The sequence below is a fragment of the Schlesneria sp. genome, assembly GCF_036405755.1.
GTDB classification, from domain to species: domain Bacteria; phylum Planctomycetota; class Planctomycetia; order Planctomycetales; family Planctomycetaceae; genus Schlesneria; species Schlesneria sphaerica.
In genome coordinates this window covers 1-18,119 of sequence record NZ_DASWWZ010000300.1, presented here as the reverse complement: position 1 = coordinate 18,119, position 18,119 = coordinate 1, and the positions used below count along the sequence as shown (strand labels likewise).

12 protein-coding genes are annotated in these 18,119 nt (G+C 55.7%); 4 read left to right on the top strand and 8 right to left on the bottom strand.

The features are described from left to right. The first annotated feature begins 565 nt into the window (after positions 1 to 565). Entirely contained in the window at positions 566 to 2,329 is a 1,764-nt protein-coding gene (gene aspS / locus VGE80_RS10540) for an aspartate--tRNA ligase (protein ID WP_440592634.1), read from the top strand. Positions 2,330 to 2,653: 324 nt separating this feature from the next. On the opposite strand, the gene VGE80_RS10535 is transcribed toward aspS, so the two are convergent. Continuing rightward, positions 2,654 to 3,574: a ThuA domain-containing protein gene (locus VGE80_RS10535; RefSeq protein ID WP_440592633.1), complete on the bottom strand. Its 921-nt coding sequence runs from the start codon at positions 3,572 to 3,574 to the stop codon at positions 2,654 to 2,656. Positions 3,575 to 3,953: 379 nt separating this feature from the next. Between VGE80_RS10535 and csrA the strand changes: the two genes are divergently transcribed. After that, the gene (gene csrA, locus VGE80_RS10530) at positions 3,954 to 4,148 is read left to right on the top strand and encodes a carbon storage regulator CsrA (RefSeq protein WP_373650491.1); all 195 of its coding nucleotides are present in this window, start codon (positions 3,954 to 3,956) and stop codon (positions 4,146 to 4,148) included. A 268-nt stretch (positions 4,149 to 4,416) separates the two neighbouring features. Here the strand turns inward: csrA and VGE80_RS10525 are convergent, their stop codons facing one another. Then, the gene (locus tag VGE80_RS10525; protein ID WP_373650490.1) at positions 4,417 to 4,656 is read right to left on the bottom strand and encodes a hypothetical protein; all 240 of its coding nucleotides are present in this window, start codon (positions 4,654 to 4,656) and stop codon (positions 4,417 to 4,419) included. 225 nt (positions 4,657 to 4,881) lie between these two features. Here VGE80_RS10525 and pgsA point away from each other — a divergent pair, with 225 nt between their 5' ends. After that, positions 4,882 to 5,454 carry a CDP-diacylglycerol--glycerol-3-phosphate 3-phosphatidyltransferase gene (pgsA, locus tag VGE80_RS10520; protein WP_440592632.1) on the top strand — a complete coding sequence of 191 codons (573 nt, stop codon included), beginning with the start codon at positions 4,882 to 4,884 and terminating at the stop codon, positions 5,452 to 5,454. A gap of 356 nt (positions 5,455 to 5,810) precedes the next feature. On the opposite strand, the gene VGE80_RS10515 is transcribed toward pgsA, so the two are convergent. The 3 genes from VGE80_RS10515 to VGE80_RS10505 form a co-directional block, all read right to left on the bottom strand. Further along, a complete protein-coding gene (locus VGE80_RS10515) occupies positions 5,811 to 6,524 on the bottom strand; it encodes an ABC transporter ATP-binding protein (protein ID WP_373650487.1) in 714 nt (237 codons plus the stop codon). A 91-nt stretch (positions 6,525 to 6,615) separates the two neighbouring features. Further along, on the bottom strand, positions 6,616 to 8,472 hold the full coding sequence (locus VGE80_RS10510) for an efflux RND transporter periplasmic adaptor subunit (RefSeq protein ID WP_440592631.1): 1,857 nt from the start codon (positions 8,470 to 8,472) through the stop codon (positions 6,616 to 6,618). Positions 8,473 to 8,560: 88 nt separating this feature from the next. Further along, positions 8,561 to 11,518: a TolC family protein gene (locus tag VGE80_RS10505; protein ID WP_440592630.1), complete on the bottom strand. Its 2,958-nt coding sequence runs from the start codon at positions 11,516 to 11,518 to the stop codon at positions 8,561 to 8,563. 1,036 nt (positions 11,519 to 12,554) lie between these two features. Here VGE80_RS10505 and VGE80_RS10500 point away from each other — a divergent pair. After that, complete coding sequence (locus VGE80_RS10500; RefSeq protein WP_397571360.1) at positions 12,555 to 12,746, top strand: hypothetical protein; 192 nt, start codon at positions 12,555 to 12,557, stop codon at positions 12,744 to 12,746. Between the two features lie 381 nt (positions 12,747 to 13,127). Here the strand turns inward: VGE80_RS10500 and VGE80_RS10495 are convergent, their stop codons facing one another. The 3 genes from VGE80_RS10495 to VGE80_RS10485 form a co-directional block, all read right to left on the bottom strand. Beyond that, positions 13,128 to 15,236: an elongation factor G gene (locus tag VGE80_RS10495; RefSeq protein WP_440592629.1), complete on the bottom strand. Its 2,109-nt coding sequence runs from the start codon at positions 15,234 to 15,236 to the stop codon at positions 13,128 to 13,130. A 168-nt stretch (positions 15,237 to 15,404) separates the two neighbouring features. After that, the gene (locus VGE80_RS10490) at positions 15,405 to 17,126 is read right to left on the bottom strand and encodes an SMP-30/gluconolactonase/LRE family protein (protein ID WP_440592628.1); all 1,722 of its coding nucleotides are present in this window, start codon (positions 17,124 to 17,126) and stop codon (positions 15,405 to 15,407) included. 59 nt (positions 17,127 to 17,185) lie between these two features. Further along, on the bottom strand, positions 17,186 to 18,119 hold a 934-nt coding region (locus VGE80_RS10485), incomplete at its 5' end, for a M16 family metallopeptidase (RefSeq protein ID WP_440592627.1).

The following is an 18,119-nucleotide window of genomic DNA, read 5'->3' as shown; positions in this document are numbered from 1 at the left end:
CAGACGGGTTTGCGGGACCATCATACCGAATGCGGCGAGGCTGACGGCCATGCCCTTGACGAAGCGAATTCCGAACATGCGTTCCTCCTTGAATTTCCATAGCGACGAGTCGAAAGGTCCTGTTCCGATCGCAGACGTCGCCGCTCGGGAACAGACATGACAGTGGGTAATTTGCAGAGAGAGTTAACTGAGATGTGATGCTGGACGGGACGGGGCGGAGTATAGCCGGGGGCTGAAACCGGTCAATTGGAATGATCCACGCTCACCACGCCAGATGCCTTTTTTTTGAACTTTGTGATCAATCGGGCCTGAAGATCGGCGGATTCTGCACTTCGAGTGGTCATTTGACGTCTAAAACAGCCAATTTCGAGTCCAGGCCGGCCTGCGGGGCAGCATCAGACGGCCTGTTTTGTGGTGTCCCGGCTGCTTCCCCATCAGTCGGGGTAAACCTATAATCGCCGCTTCGAGTGATTTATCGGGTCACTACAGCTGTGACGACATTGCTCGATACGGGTCGTTCTCTTTCGATCCGGCGGCTTCATGAAACTAGTAAGGATTGACTTACGTGCTTCGGACTCATACCTGCGGTGAATTGCGAACGGCCCACGTCGGACAATCAGTCACTCTGTGCGGCTGGGTCGATACCTACCGTGACTTCGGTGGACTTGTTTTCATCGACTTGCGAGATCGTTACGGCATTACACAAGTCGTCTTCAGTCCCTCATTCGCCGAAATGCATGCCGTCGCCCGCTCCCTTCGCAACGAAGATGTCATCAAGGTGACGGGCGAAGTCGTCGCACGCCCTGCTGACATGCAGAACCTCAAGCTGGAAACGGGCGAAATCGATGTTAAAGGCCGCCAGCTGGAAGTGCTCAACAAGAGCAAGACACCGCCGTTCTTTCCGACCCAATCGGATCTCCCGAACGAAGAGCTTCGCCTGAAGTACCGCTTTCTGGACCTGCGTCGACCTGGTGTTCAGCAGGCCTTGATCCTGCGGCACAAGCTGTCAAAGGCCACTCGCGACTACTTCGACGAACAGCAGTTCCTCGAAATCGAAACACCGATGCTCGGTCGCAGCACTCCGGAAGGGGCTCGCGACTATCTGGTTCCCAGTCGAGTGCACGAAGGGAGCTTCTATGCACTTCCCCAGTCGCCTCAGATCTACAAACAGATTCTGATGGTCGCCGGTTACGACCGCTACTTCCAGCTCGCCAAATGTTTCCGCGACGAGGACCTGCGTGCAGATCGGCAGCCCGAGTTCACGCAGATCGATGTCGAAATGGCGTTCGTGAAACAGGATGACATCCTCAAAATGATCGATGGCCTGATGGCCCGGCTGGTCAAGGTTCTTCGTGGAACCGATCTGCCACTCCCTCTTCCACGGTTGACCCACCGTGATGTCATGGAGCGGTATGGCAGCGACAAACCGGATCTTCGCTTCGGACTCGAACTGATTGATCTGGGAGAGATTGCCCGCGATTGTGATTTCGGCGTCTTCAAGTCAACGATCGAAGCCAACGGCCGGGTACGCGGATTCTGCGTCCCGGGAGCCGCCGAAAAGTACAGCCGCAAACAAATCGACGACCTGACCGAATTCGTCAAGCAGTACGGTGCCAAAGGGCTGGCGTTCTTCCGCGTCAAAGAGGACGGCCTCGACTCGCCGATCGCCAAATTCTTCAGCCCCGAACATCAGCAGGCCATCATCACCAAGTTGCAGGCGAAGGCCGGCGACCTGCTGTTCTGCGTCGCAGACACGTTCAAAGTCAGTTGTGCGGCGTTATCGGCCCTGCGTCTGCGCCTGGGTAAAGAACTGAATCTCTACGATCCTCAGGAACTGAAGATCGCGTGGGTGCTCGACTTCCCCATGTTTCAATGGAACGAAGAAGAGAAACGCTGGGACGCAGAACATCACCCATTCTGCCAACCGGTCGAAGAAGACATTCCTCTGCTGCAGACGGATCCGGGGAAAGTACGAGCTCAATCGTATGACCTCGTTTGCAACGGATATGAAGCCGCCAGCGGAAGCGTCCGAATCCACGACCCCGCCGTCCAGCAGGGAATCTTCAATCTGCTCGGCATCACGAACGAAGAAGCGGAAGCACGCTTCGGATTCCTGCTGGAAGCACTCCGCTACGGGGCGCCGCCGCACGCGGGAGTTGCACTGGGTCTGGACCGCTGGGTCATGTTGTTCCTTGCATCGGACAACATCCGCGACGTCATTGCCTTCCCCAAGACCCAGAAAGCCAGCGACATGCTGACCGGCGCCCCCGCTCCGGTCGATCTGAAACAACTTCGGGACCTGCACATCAAGGTGGACGTGCCGAAGTAGGTTTATGGAGATCGGCACCTGACACCGGCTACATCCGGTTCTCAGGATCGTCGAACTTCATCAACCGTACGTGCAACTCAACAAACACCTCGCGTCGGGCATTACAAGCCGGACGCGAGGTGTTTTGTTAATTCTCCACGGTGACCTATACGTCCCCCCGCTTGGTCAGAATAGAGTGACTCACTGAGAAATTGAATGGGTCGGGCAGCTCCCGATCCGTGTCCACTTCAAGGGGGCAAGCGGGACGTTGACTGCGAGGAAATGTGCTGCCGTCATGCACGGGACGCGGACTTCGCGATCCACCCGAGTCAACTGGACACCTGGCTATTTCGCCCCCTCAACCGAGACGGTCGCGGTTGCAGTCGGAAAATTCTTCGGAACCGGAATGGTGACTTTGCCCGTGGCAACCCATTCCGCGCCGCGTCCGAATGTCGTCTGGAAACCGACACACTTCATTGAGTAATCGCCGTGTCCAAGCAATGTCGTAAAGACCTTGCCTTTTCCGTAGGAAATCCACCAGATCAGCGGCTCGTGTTCTTCAGTCCCATTCGTGGAACCTGCCGAGAAGGCTGTTGCCAGGATGTGCATGTTGGCAGCGGGCCCCCGCTGGCCGTGATACAGTTCGTCTTTGACGTGCATCCATTCCGCAGGGATTCCCAACATGACGGGGTGCTGTCGATCTCGGGTGACGATCGTATAGTCATGCTGAGAACCATGCCCGGCACCAGGGCCCTCACCCTTCGGCAAAATAAGAGTTTTGCCATCTTTACCCACCGTAACGCGTGATCCGAATTCAGCACCTCGCCAGCCCAGCCCAATCATCTTGTTATATTCGGGCCAATCCGAAAAGGCGTTATTGGCAGCATGAACAATCACTAAACCGCCCCCTTTTGCGACGAACTCCTCCAGCGACTTCTGGTCCGGCTGGGGCCAGCTTTGACCGTTGTAATTGCTGATCACGGCCTGGTACTGGTCGAACTGAGGGCGAAAGGCATCCCATTCGGCAGCCGGTTTTCCCTGCGGGGGCGCGGTCGCAACATCGACCTGGAAGCGTCCTGTTGCTTCCAGACACGCCTGAAGCAGCGGCGTCGTGGTTCGCCAGTCATGATTGTTCTGGCCGTCAACGATAAGCGCACGAACCTTGTCGTCCGCATTGAGAGGCGTTACGCAAGTTGTGACAATAAAAAAACTTAGAAACAGCCAAACAAAACTTGAGAATCTGTGCGGCCAAGTCTGTCGCAGCATCAAAATCACTCCGCAAAGGCGCAATGGGACGAATGTCTGGTGCGATCGTTATAGCACGCACGAATGGGACTCGCACGGTACACGGATTATTCGCTACGGCTTGCTAGCTTCGCGAAACAATTCCCTGAACCTGCAATTTTCGCGATGTCGAGTTCTCCCTCGATATGATCAGATGACGATTAGGAGTGCGTCGCAAGTCAAAGGCCACACACTCCCGAAATCGATCTCCCGCCTACCAGAGTGGTCACTCGCTCGGCGGTGATGTCTAGAATGCTTTTGACGGCGACTGCGAAGTGTCAGGAACTGGAGAGACAACAACTTGGAGAAACGTTCATGGCGTACGAACGACGCCGCGAACGCCGAATAAGGAGACACGCAAATGCTCGTTCTATCTCGACAGCGCGATGAAAGTATTTTCATCGGCGACAACATCAAAATCACCGTCGTCGACATTCGTGGCGACAAAGTTCGCCTGGGGATCGAAGCCCCGACAGACATCCCCGTCCATCGACAGGAAGTCTACGAAGCGATTCAGCGAGAGAATCAGCGAAAGTCAGAAGAGGCAACGAAGTAATCAAGGCGTGGGATGATAGACCCCGGGCATCCATCCTCATTTTCACGACATCTGCCATCATTTGGCGCATTCGGACTGAGTCGCCGCACTTCGCCGATTTTCTGCACAATTGATCAAGTCGACGGACAATGAAAACTCTGCAAGCAACGCCTTTTGCCTTGTCGCCCGCCCAAATAAAACGCAAGCCGGACTAAAAAGTCCGGCTTGCATCGTTTATTGCCATCTCAGGCAGCACCGTCTACTTGCGGTCGCCCGATCGATATTGGAATTATTCTGGCTGCTTGGCCGGTTCGCCTTCCGCAGGAGCAGCGGGAGTTTCAGGAGCGCCAGTCGAAGGTGTTGCGGGGACTTCAGCGCCGCCACCCGTGGTCGAACCACCACCCGTTGGGGCGGAAGAAGCCAATGGAGGAGGTGTTTTTGTTTCTTGCTTTGCAGGTTCGCAGCCGAGAATCATTGCCGAGATTCCAAACGCCATCAGCAATGAGCACATCATAGGAGACTTGAGCATTTCGTTCTTCCAACCTTCTTCATCGGCTCACAACTCATTTGGAGCAGATGATGGTGACCGTCTTTCGACGTATTGACCGCGCCGCTGACCCTTGCGGCTTGCCGGCCCCCAGTGGCCAGCATCTCTACATCCATTACAATGGTTACCATTCTGCATTGCAACCATCGAAGACATACTGTCCTGACAATTCCCGCTCAATCTGCTGCGTTATACCGAGAGTGCAATATGCGTAATTTGAATGCACCGAATCTGATTACTCTCGCCAGGCTGTTTCTTTCGTTTGTGCTCTTCGGCATGATTCAGGCAGGGGCGAACTGGCTTTGGGCCGCCGGGCTTTTTCTGTTTGCCGTGGCCACTGACGTACTGGACGGGTACATCGCTCGCAAATACCAGTTAATTACGCAACTGGGCCGGATCCTCGACCCCTTCGTCGATAAGTTCATTACCGGTGGAACATTCCTCTTCCTGCTTCCCCATCCGCAGTCCGGTGTCACCCCCTGGATGGTCGTCATCGTGATTGGTCGCGAGATGCTGGTCACCAGCCTGCGCGGCTTCCTTGAACAACAAGGGGCGGACTTCTCGGCTTCGGCATCCGGGAAACTCAAAATGTTCCTCCAGTGCGCGGCCGCCATCGTGGCGATGATTTCGCTGGATCCGTCCGTCTCGGGTTGGTCCGCAGCGGGGGTGAGCATCGCACAGATCCGCGACGGCCTCCTTTGGACAATGGTCGCCGTCACAGTTTGGAGCGGATACGACTATGTGATTCGTGCGATCCGCATCTTGAGTCAGAACCGATAACCTCCAGAACGAGATTGGACTGACGTACGAGGAGGCAAGTTGACGGTCGCTACGCGAATTATCAGACATCTGTCTTCACAGGAATGAGTCGCCAACCAGACAACATCTGCGAACGGGGTGAATGACTTCGCATGTTGTCGCCTGCACCCATGCGGGCCATCCAGGTTCCCTCTGCCCTCGCAACATCACTCCGCGCGGCAAGGACCAGTAGATGCCAGGCAATTGAGTCAGCGGCGTTCCAGTAGCGAGATTCGGAAGTAGACCTGTCCGGGGGCTCGCGTCAGACGCACTCTCGGATTTCCACGAATCAGGAGGTTCTGTGCGACGCCGTCGCACACCCCGACTGACCAGCTGGGCTATTTGCTGTTGGAGTCGAGCGAGAAGAGACCTTCACTGGCGATCAAGCCATCTTTCATGACGATCTGTCGCTTCGCCAGGCGTGCGACCGAGTTTTCGTGGGTCACCATGATGATTGTCCGGCCTTCCTGATTGAGGCCGGTCAACAGTTCCATGATTTCTTTTTCAGTCGTCGAATCCAGATTCCCGGTCGGTTCGTCTGCCAGAATGATCTGCGGATCCATCACAAGAGCACGCGCGATGGCGACACGCTGCTGTTGTCCCCCCGACAACTGAAAGGGACGGTGATCCAAACGTTCGGCCAGCCCAACCTTCGCCGCCAGATCGATTGTTCGATTCATCTCCTCGGAACCAATCACTCGCCGATCTGTTCGGTAATGAAAGGGGACCTGAATATTTTCCAGCACTGTGTACTGGGCAATCAGGTTGTAGGACTGAAAGATGAAGCCAATCAGCCGATTGCGGATCTCGGACAACTGGTCGTCGTTGAGCGTACTGACGTCGTAGCGGGAGAGGATGTACTTTCCGCTGGAGGGGCGATCGAGAGCCCCCAGCAAGTTCAAGAGCGTACTTTTTCCACTGCCTGACGAGCCCATGATGGCGACGAAATCACCTTCGGGAAAATCAGCCGTCACGCCTCGCAGAGCCCGAACGACGTTTTCGCCTAAATGGTAGGTCTTGGTCAATTCAATGAGCTGTGCGGCCATCGCCATAAGAAAACACCGATTTCAACGTTCGTACGAATTCATCCCGCGGGCGCGTCGGATGAGATCAGACTCTGAACGAGTTCCGAGTTGATCAGGATCAGTTGCCGCCAGATTCCGCCGGGCGCTGTCCCGGAGGGCCACCTGCTGCACGGAACTTGGCCATGACGGCGAGGAATTCGTCTTTCGTAACGCTTCCGTCGGAGTCTGAATCAAAATTCTCGAAGTTTTCGGCCATGCGGCCTTCGGCTTCGCTCCGGGTCACCTTTCCGTCCTGATCTTTGTCCATCGAGTTGAAGCGAGCCATCGGATCGAATCCTCCGGGTGGACGAGCTCCCTCGGGTGGCTTTCCTTCCCCTCGGGGTGGTCCACCTGCCACGGGACGCTCCGCCGCTTCCACCGCACCACTGGCACCGCCAGGTCCTCCGAGAGATGCGAGAGGCCCTGAACCAGGCTGCCCGGGTTGTCCCGGAGATACTCCTGGAGCATCTGATTTCGGTGGCGTAAGCCCTTCGGGCAGCTTGGGCCCCTCTTTGCCCAGTTCTTTGGCAAGTTCTGCTTCGAGGTCCGAAATCTCTTTCTTGAAGTTTGACTGGGGGTTCATCACGACCCCTTCACCTTCCGTGAGACCATCAAGAATCTCGAGAAAGTTCGCATTGGATTTCCCCACCTTCACTGCACGCAGTTCGACCTTCCGTCCGTTTGCTGCGAAGACATACTGCTTGGCACCAAACGAGAGATTGGCTTGCAGCGGGATTTGAAGAACGTCTTCACGACGTTCAACCAGAATTTCCGTGCTGGCGGTGAGACCAGGTCGAAGTTTGTTGACCTTGTCTGAGGAATCGGTAATCCGAACGACGGCGTCATATTCGCGGGTCGTGCTGCCGAATCCTCCCGTCGAACTGGGAACGGAGGCGACCGAATCGACTTCGCCGTGGAACGTCTCTTCGGGATAAGCGTCGATCTTCACGATGGCCGACATACCCGGTCGGACCATGCTGATGCGAGACTCGTGAATTCGAGCGTTCACTTTCATCGAGTCCAGGTCAGGCAGGTTAATAATCGGCTGGCGTTCACGGACCGCAACCCCGACGTCGATCATGACATTCTCTGTCGGGCGACCATCGCGAATATTTGCGTAAACAACCTGGCCGTCCTGGGTTGCGTAGATCTTACAAGCCTTGATCTGAGCAACCAGACGTTCGTACTTCTTGGATTCGACTTCGTAGGTCAGTTCGCGAGCCCGCAGTTCAGCGACTTTCTGCGACAGGGCCGCACGGGTCTTGCTTTCCGTTCGCTCAATCTCGCGGCCGTATTCTTTGACGTTCGCTTCCAGTTCCGCCAGCGTACGGCCCTCGGTGTACTTCTCGAGAACCATAAACTCGCCCTGGACGAGCTTCAGATTGATCTTCTGCGTTTCGACGGCGATTCGTTCCGATTCCAGATCGTTCTGCGTTCGGTATCCCTTTTTCGCGAGTCGCTGAACGTACTCGTAACTTTCCTGCGCTCGGGAAAGATTTTCTTCAGCGAGTTTGATTCGTCCCAGCAGATCATTTTTCTGCTGCAGCAGATCCCCTTCGATGAATTTTTTCAGATCGATCTGAGCCAGTTTCAGCTTCAGATTGGCGGCTTCAATGTCGCTCTCGTTTTGAGCTTCCTGGATCCGGAGGTCTTCTTTCCCCTGCTCGAAAGCGGCTTTCGCCTTTTCGACGGCGATTTCCTGCTGCGTCTCTTTATCGGCGAGAACCGACGAGTCGAGTTCGCAGACCAGGTCGCCCGCCTTCACGTTCGTTCCTTCCGGAACGATACTGATGATCGTGGTCTGGCCCTCGACCTTACTCGAGAGAATCGCATTCTTCATACTGTCGAGAGTCCCCTTCTCGACAACGGTAATCTGGAAGGTCCCACGCTTGGCGGTTTCGATGACCAGACCATCGGTTTGATCCGGAGTCCTCACCAGCGCGGTGGAGACCTGCGACGAAAGGGACTTCAGCTGCGGCCAGAGGACGACACCCCCGAGAGTGACGCCCCCCAGAAGAATGACCTTAATCCAGTTCCGGCGTTTCCGGGGCAGCGGGCGCGAAGGAGTTGACCCGTGAGATTCCGGGGAATGCGCTGCGACTGCTCCCTGAGTCGGAAGCGGATTCGAATTCGATGAACGAGGGCTCTGGTGGGATGTCATTGGCGGGGCCGTTCAGGTTGGAAGACGAATCGTTGCCACCCAGGTTTTGGTAAACTGGATCAATCCAGAGGCCCCGCTCGTCAATCTGCATGATATCCATATCACGGTAAATGTTAATCCGGTTTCGCTCATACAGAGCCCAGATTCGAATCAAATTGTTCTGGGCATTCAGCAGTTGTGTCAAAGCGTTAATCAGGTTCAAACCGGTCTGACCCAGCGAGGTCGTTCCCGCTTGTCCCGCAACTTGTGTTTTCGGGTTCAAGTTGTTGGCGACGTTAATGTCAAACTGCAGCGCCGCTTGACGCAGACTTTTCCGAGTAAGCTCAAAGTTCTGGCGATTCAACATTAAGCTTCGCCAACTGGACCGGATATCATACTTCACCTGATCTTCAAGCAACATGAAAGCGCGGCGAGCCTGCTGATAATTTATCAGAGAACTTCGATACGCATTTCGGACCTGCACCTGATCCAGGGGCGTGGTCATCTGCAGGCCGATCTGAAAGTCGCTATTGGCTCCACGGAAGTCCAACGGATGGTTGCCCGTGGGGGTTGTTCCTAAGTTACCTTGAGCAACGACGTTAAGCACTGCTTCCAGCCTGTTGGCCGCAACTTCCATATTTCGCCGCGCGTCCATCACCCGCCCACGCGCATTCATCAGATCCAGTCGGTGAGTCAACGCCTGCTCAACAGCCTCCTCCAAAGACATATCAAACTTCACCAATGTAATCAATTCCGACCGGAGGCTCGTCTGCAGCACGCGCAGGTTCTGAGTCATCAGCAACAGCTCTTCGCGGCTGTCCTTGAGCTGACTCAGCATTTTCACCCGCTGCTCTTTCGTCGTCGCAGGATTTTCTAACTCCTCCTGCCACCGCCCCAGGTCACTGACGACATCTTCGAAGGTCCCTTTCACGCCGCGGAAGATGATCTGGTCTCGCTCGAACATTCGTTCGACCGTCTCCTTGGATTCGTCCCACAGCAACCCTGCGAGCCGGTTAGGCATATTTTCTTCGACTTTGACAACATCCGCTTCGACAAGTTCCACTCCCTGCTCGCGAACCATGTCCACCAGTTTGGCGAAGCGGTCGACGATGAAGCGCAAATCGGCCTCCGCAGGGTTTTCGTCATCAATTTGAGACAGCGCTCGCACCATCCCGACAATTCGGCCTTCGGTTTCGATCAGGCGTGGATCGGTGAGCTCGAACTGTTTCAGCATCGAGCGATCGATGGTGATCTGCATGTCGATCGGAAGCCCCAGAAAGAACTTATAGCTATCAATCTGGTTGTCATAATTGAGCTTGAAGTTGCGTTCCGACAGTTCTGAGTTCGTGAGTGTGTTTGCCACCTGCAGCACATCGATGGTCGTAACGCCAATCCGCAGTTGGTCATAGATTTCCTGAATTGCTTCCTGGTAGGCAACGTCGTCACTGACCGCCAAGAGCTGACGTAGCTCGTTGTCCGTCATCCCGTCGGCGTCCTTCCAACGAAGACGGCGAGTGGCAAGCGAGAAATCAACTTTACTGGCAAGTTGCGGAGGGAACGAAATCCCATTCGGAAGGGCTCCTTCCGGCAAGCGACGGAAAGGAGTCTGGGCAACCAGTTCCCGCAGTCGTTCCGTTTGAACCCGCAGAAGCTCGACGTTTTCGTGCTGATTCAGCACCTGCTGCAACTGAAACAGTAGCCCGAGATACCCGCTCGTTCCCTGGGAACTCGCCGCGGACGACCCTGACGCCCCGGACGCGATGGTCGCAGCGATCCCACTGACCAGAGTCCCCGGAAATGGGTTGTTGGCACCGGTCGATGGTGGAATGGTCTGAGTCGCACTGTTCCCCCCGCCGGTGGCGTTCACGACGGCATCAGCAAAGAAGATTTTGCGATAACGGGCCAGCGTACGGGTGTCGTAGAGGACCTTACGTTCACTGTAGGTCAGGTTTTCAAGGAAGAATTTTCTCCCCGCACCGGCTAACAGAGGTTGAACAAGAGAGTATGACAGGACCGATTGCGATGAGGTCCGCTGCCCGCCCGAAAATAGCCACAGCGTATTGTTCGCGAGCCCGACGATCCACTGTCCCCCGGTGGGCAACACCTGACTCACCCCGCCCGCCGAAGTCAGCCCCAACGCTGTTCCTTCCCCGGGAATGGTCGTGCTGTTGAGCACTCCCGTAGGAACGGTCGTTCCTGGCAGGTTGGCCGACGGGGCCACGGGTGCGCGACCAAACAGATAACGGGCCTGGAACTGGAACTGATCCAGCGACAACTGCATGGCAGACTGAAAGAGGTTTTCAAGCTGCGTCTGATACTCACGATTGTGGATCGCCGCCAGTTCGATTGCTTGCCCCAACGTCATGTCTTCGATCGTCGGCACGAGGCGGGTGGGATCGCCCGTCGGAAGCTTTTCCAGGTCCGTTTCGTAGCTCACCCCGTCTGAAAGAAGGTAGCCGTCGTGGAACGAATCCGGAGCGATTCCAAAATTGGCGAGCCATTGCGGGTTTTCGACGGAGAGCAGCTGGCCGAACTTGTGCCAGCTCTTGTAGCCCCGCATCCCGTTAACCCATTCCATGTAACGGCTTGCGGCTTCGTCATCAGGGGGGAGCGGCGGAAGATCACGGTCATACGGATCGTAGAATCGGCTACGTTCGTCTGGTTCGACCGTCGTGCGGGGAAGTGTCCACAGAGGACTGAACTGCTTTTGGCTCAACAGGTTATACGAATCGAAATCCGCCTGAGAGCGCCAGAAATTGCGCGAGCACCCAGAGGTGAGCAGACCGGCACAAAGCGTCAGCCCCAGCCAGAATCGTCTCTTGGTGTTGTTTTCCAATTTCATGCCACTTCCCTTTCAATTGACTCAGCGCCCGCATGCACACTCAATGCAAATTGCATTTGCTGCATCGCCAGCTAAGGGGATCTGGGCTTATTGACAGGGTCGTGCGACTGCGGACCGTCCGAAGAGTTCACTCTTCCGGCCTTCACGAAAAATGCCACCAGGTTCTTAAACCAGATTTTGCAAGACACATCGCCACGCCACTCGGATTCCAGCGGCAGGACGCCTCGCGGGAAGGACGCCGGGAACAGCCCCCTCGGCGAACGAACGGAGCTATTCTGAGTCCCCTCGCTGCCTGCGAAGTGGGTAGCAAAGAGGGGTTGCCGTCGCAGCTCCGCGGAACTTCTTCGGATCACCTCCGCCTGTTGCGCCGCTCTACGCCATCGCAACCGGTCACCCGTGTTCGAATTCCCATTCGAATCCAGCCCGGCAAAGTGCATCCACGTCCCTGCATGCTGCAGGCGCATGGCTGGACCAGTCACATCAAAATCGGCCACTTCGAAAGGATGGGAGGCAATGATCAAGGGAACCTACCTCGGCGCGGAACCTGAGTACTTGTGTCAATCACAACAAGATTCGTCGCGGGATCCTTGGCGCCTGCAGCAATAATCCGAATGATCCCTAAAATTCAGCCAATCCGCAGAGTCACCCGGGCTTCACAGACTGTTGACGGAGAAGCAAAAGACTGGAGGGGTCGTGCCGTTCAAGCGTTCGCGAGACAAAACGGCAAAGATTGCCAGTCGCATTCACGATGATGTGTGGAGTATTGGGAAGAAGGACAACCAAAACTTCGGCACCAGATGTGCTGCGAGATTGCCACCGCGAATAGTTCTCCGTGCCGGTGCGAGGGATTGTAAAACCTTCACCGGCGGGGAATCAGGAATCCCACCAAGTGGCTGCACAAGTTGCTACAATCGAGTGGGGCGGGCAAATCGCTTGTGCGGCCTTGATCCGGCGACTAGCATCCGCCAAATCATGGCGTACAATTTCGTCCTTGCAGAAAAACTTACGCACTCAATGAGCAGACGGACAACCATCTATGAATGACTTGCTTCATCTGGAACTGACAGACCGACAACGCGAACTGCTGTTGCGCGGGCTGCGTTTCGTGCGCAGCAGTCGCATGCTTGAAATCCGAGAAGTCCCGGACACGATCGAAGAGGAACGAAAGGCCGAATTGACCGAGATCCGTGAGCTTGTCGCAATTCTGGACCAGAAAGCCGCAAAGTAACTTTTGCACTCTTGTTCCCGGATCAGCCACCTCCGTTTCAGGCCGGAACGTCGAGGTGGCCTAATGCTGACGGGGAAATCGGGCTCCTGATTCTCACAATGCATAGTTCCTATCCACCGCAGGCTCGCTGACAGCCGGGGAAGGATCAGGGGTGTCTTTCACCACCCCATCGCATCGGCGACATTTGATCCCTTCCACGTTCCCTGGATGAAACGATGGAAGGTTCTCCTTTGGAACAAGGGGCAGCCGATGTCCCGCATCGCTGCCCCCATGTGAATGCACGTACATCTCGCGGCGATTATTGCGAGTCGTCGGCAAGCCGGCCTGAGATCGGAGCCAGGAAATTGCTTTCGACGGAGCGTGGGGATACTGCCGGGGGTATCAATCGTCGTCAGACTTCACTGTTGATGCCGCAATGATCTTCTGCTGCTCGTGGGCAGGCACAGGTTCGTAATGACTGAATTCAGTCACGTAGGATCCACGACCTCCTGTCATACTGGAAAGAGAGCGTGCATAGGTCATCAGTTCAGCCAGAGGGGCTCGCGCACGCACGATCTGCATTCCCTGGGGCAATAAGTCGATTCCTTCCATCCGGCCCCGGCGGGAGTTCAAATCGCTTGTAATATCTCCCACCGATTCGCCGGGAATTGTAATTTCGAGGTGCATCATCGGTTCAAGCAATGATGGCCGGGCCATTTTGAAGACATCCCGAAAACATCGACTGGCTGCCGTCCGAAATGCCGCTTCGTTGCTATCGACGGGATGGTCCTTCCCGAAAAAGAGTGCCACAGCCACATCCTGCACCTGGTATCCCGCGATGACCCCCTGTTCCATTCGCTCGCGGATCCCTTTTTCTACGGCGGGAATAAACTGATTGGGAACAGTCCCCCCCGTCACGCAATCCAGAAAGGCGAAATTGAGGTGCGGGTCATAGTGGTGCTCACGTAAGCTCTCGAACCGCTCACGGGTAAAGTACGTTTTGGGCTCAAGGTCTCGCGGAAGGGCGTAGACACGCAGGTGCACTTCTGCAAACTGACCAGAACCGCCCGACTGCTTCTTGTGACGATAGGACCCCTCGGCCTGCCCGGTGACCGTCTCTCGGTAAGGAATCTTGGGGAGATGAGTGACAACGTCGACCTTGTCTCGCTTGTGCAGTCGTTCGCGCACAATCTGAAGATGCAGGTCACTCATCCCCTGCATGACCATTTCCTGTGTTTGCGGATCGCGAGTGATGTGAAAGGTGGGGTCTTCTTCTTCGATCTTATGGAGAGCGCCGGAAATCTTTTGCTGATCAGACCGGCTTTTGGGTTCCACAGCCACACCAAACATCGGGGAAGGAAAGACCAGCCGCGGCATGAACACTCCGCGGTCGCCATTGACCAGAGTATCTCCAACCTGAAGTTCATCGACTTTGGCCACCACGACAAGATCACCCGCATGGGCTTCGTCCACCGCCTCGACATGACTTCCCTGCACGTCGAGGAGCTGATGAATTTTGATCCCGCGTCCGGTGCGCATGTCGCGGACGGTCGCGTCCTTGGACATCTTTCCTGACAGGACACGGATGAAACTCATCTTGGACACGAACGGATCGATTCGTGTCTTGAACACCTGAGCAACAAACGGTGCATCCTCTGCCGCATTGACTTCCACGTCTTCTCCGGTTTCGCTGGTCGCATGACGGACCAGTTTTCCCGGAGGTAGAGCAAAGTCCGTAATGGCATCCATCAGTTCCAAAACCCCGATACCCGTCTTGGCGCTCATGCAGATGATGGGAATCAGGGTCCCTGCCTGGACGGCGTTCCTGACCCCCTCAAGAACTTCGTCTGCTGACAGCTCTGCACCATCCAGATACCGTTCCATCAATGCATCGTCAGTTTCCGCGATGATGTCCATGATCGCGGCACCGTAGCCGGAGGGATCAACGACGGCACCATTCGAACCGGACGGTTGACTCAAGGTGCTGGTGACGGCGTGAAAGTTTGCAGCAACGCCACAAGGAACGTTGATCGGAAGGCACATGGCTCCGATTGATTCCTGGATGGCTTCGACCAGTTCCGCAAAGTTCGCGTTCTCTTGATCAAGCTTGTTAATGGCGATGAACCGCCCCAGTTGGGCCTGGCCGGCCAGCTCGAATGTTCGCCGGGTATTCGCTTCAACGCCCGCAGTGGCGCTAACGGTGATAATCGCCGTTTCGGCGGCACAGACCGCACTAATGACTTGACCAACAAAGTCAGGATACCCAGGCGTATCGATGACGTTGACTCGAACCCCCTGATGTTCGAAATGAACCATCGCTGAGGAAATCGAGAAGTGATGCTGGCGGGCTTCCTCATCGGTATCCAGCTGGCTGGTCCCTTCATCGACCGAGCCAGCCCTTGATCCGATTCCGGCCTTGAACAACATCTGGTCGGCCAGCGTTGTTTTTCCTACTCCTCCGTGTCCTACAAGAACAATGTTGCGAATTTGTTCCGCTTTGAATCTGGACATGAGAACCCCCATTTTCGATTGACGAATGCGCTCGAACAGGAGACAGGACGTGTCCGCTATTCTCACGACTCACAATCGGGAATTCCAGTTTTTCTTCAAAGGGGTCCTCAGTTTGAGGCAAAAGCAAAACGAAACATTCTGGCAGGACAATGACGCCAGTGTCGCAAATTAAAGTCGGGGCGTCGTCGGCTTGTTAGGAGCATCCCAGCCGTTCGCCCCTTTGACCTTCACCTTGCGGGAATAGACGCGATCGCCGCAGGTGCAGTACAGCGTGTCAAAGTTTTCACCGCCGAACGTCAGGTTAGAAACCTTGCCGTTGGGCGTTGGAATGATGCAGTTGACTCGGCCGGGTTGATCACACACTTGCAGTCCCAATCGTGTGGCAATCCAGACCCGTCCGTCTCGGTCGCATCGGATTCCATCCGCTCCACTGTCTTCAGCCGAATCAGGCACATGCAGATGGAAATACTTCTGCTTGTGGTTCAGCGAACCGTCTGGCTGAACCTGATAGCTGTAAACCCAATGCGTTCTGCTGTCGGCAACATAGAGCAGCGACTGATCAGGAGACAGACACACGCCGTTCGAGAACTTCAGTCCTGTATCCACCACTTTTTTCTCGCCGGTCGGACTGATGTAATAGACGTTGCTCGGATCAGTTCCATTCCAGCCGGGGTTCGTGACGTAGATTCCCCCCTGGTGATTGACGACCAGATCGTTTCCCCGAAATCCGTCAGCAATCACCTTTGATTGGCCAGACGGGTCCCAGGCCAGTACCTGACTCGTTTCTCCCGCGTTGGCATACAGCCGGCCATCGGGACCGAAAGCCTGTCCGTCGCCTCGCTTCGAATTGCCGAGAAACTCTTTGACGGTCCCTTCGGAAGTCACCTGATATGTCTTCCCCGCTCCGACATCGTTGAAGAAGACTTGCCCCTTGGCATTCACCGCAGGTCCTTCGGTGAACTTGTAACCTTCACCGACCAGTTTCCAGTCTTCTCCCGGAATCAGCAGTTCCTGCAATTGAGGGGAACCCGGGCCGGCTTTGACTTCCGCAGGCCAATCTTTCCATAGCCATCGCATGGCAGCGGGGAACAGTTTCGTGGCGGCTTCGGCGTTATGTCCCCCTTCACCCCATTCATGCGTCACTTCATACCCGGCAAATGTCAGTGAACGTTCCATCGCCTGATTGGCAGTCCACCAGTCCCCGGCATAGATATTCAGATCGTTGCTGCCGTCTTCCAGGAAGATGCGGATCGGTTTGGGCTCGTATTTGCGAATCAGCGTCGAATAGCTGTGCCCGCCGCGCAGGCCCACGTAGGTACCAACGGCACTGAAGACCCTGCGGAAGGAATCAGGACGCTCCCAGGCGGCAGTAAACGCACAGATCGCCCCGCTGCTGGCACCGCCGATCGCTCGGTCATTGCCCTTCTTGGACAACTTAATGGCTCGACCATCCGTCGACTGCCTGGTTTCGACATTCGGCAGCAGCTCTTCGAGCAGGAATCGAGCGTATCCATCACCCAAACCATCGTACTCAAAACTGCGGTTGTACCGTGGCAAGGCCTGATCCGAAGTCGCCTTGACGACTCCAGGAGTGACAAAAACACCGATCGTTACGGGCATTTCACCCTTATGAATCAGCTCGTCAAAGACCTCAGGAGCCTTATATTGAACTCCGTCCTGATTCACGTAGAGACACGCGGGCGTGGCAGGGTCGTACTGCCGGGGGATATAGATCGACACTTCACGCGTGGTCCCCGGGAAGATCTTCGATTGATCAAAGGTGTATTTGACAATCTCTCCCTGGGGGATCTCCTGGGCTTGCACAATCGCAGCTAACCAGGACGAAACACAGAGCACACAGATCGCACGCACGAGAGTCGATTTCGGCATCTTTTGATTTCCTGGACGGGCTTCGTGTCAGTTATTTTTCTAACGCCTGCCGGACGTTGTTACAGATCTTCCAGTGGCCCCACCCCGATCGTAGTCATCTGGCCGAGAGGGTACTGATCAAGCAGCTTGCGGATGTCGGATAGTTGCAGACTTTGCACGATATGGACGTCATCGGCGATGCTGCGGTATTCCCGGCGGAACAGCCAGTTATTGCCGAGCCCCCCCAGGCGTCCCATCGGCCGCTCACCACGCAGGACCAGTCGGGAACAAACTTTATTCTTGGCTTGTTCCAGCTCATCAGCGCTAATGCCGTTCCGATTGACGTCAGCGTAGATGCGAGCGATCCGTTCGAGATTGGCTTCGGTCTCTTCCGGGGGACCATTCAGGAATGTGAGATACGCACCTGTGTCTTCATATTCGTAGTAGCCGAGCTCTGCCGATTCCACGAGGCCGGGATCGAGCAGTTCCCAGTAGAGGCGGCTGTTACAGTCGTCGCCCACAATCACCGCCATGAGCTCCGCGGCGAATCGCAGGGGATCGCTGCCTGAGGGAGCGGGAGAGAGCTGAATAATCTGCTCTTGCTGGCAGTCGGCTTTGGCGATGAATCGCGTCGACGGACGAGGGTTGGCAGCAACAACAGGGCGACTTGATTTCCCCTGTGGCCAGTGAGCACAGTGCCGGTGAGCCAGTTCGACGACACTGTTCCAATCTGTATTTCCGGTTACTGCCAGCACGATGTTGCCCGCGAGATAATGCTCGCGGTGATATTTGCGCATTTGATCGGAGGTCAGATCGCTCACGCTTTCCGTCGTTCCCAGAATCGACTTTCCTAAGGGGTGTCCCCGAAAGTGGGTCTGCATGGCGTTGTCGTAAGCGACAGAAGAAGGTTGATCGGCGTACATGCCAATTTCTTCGAGAATGACTTTCTTTTCCATATCGAAGTCATCCTGCCGCAGCGTGGGAAACAGAATACTCGACTGGATCTCAAACGCT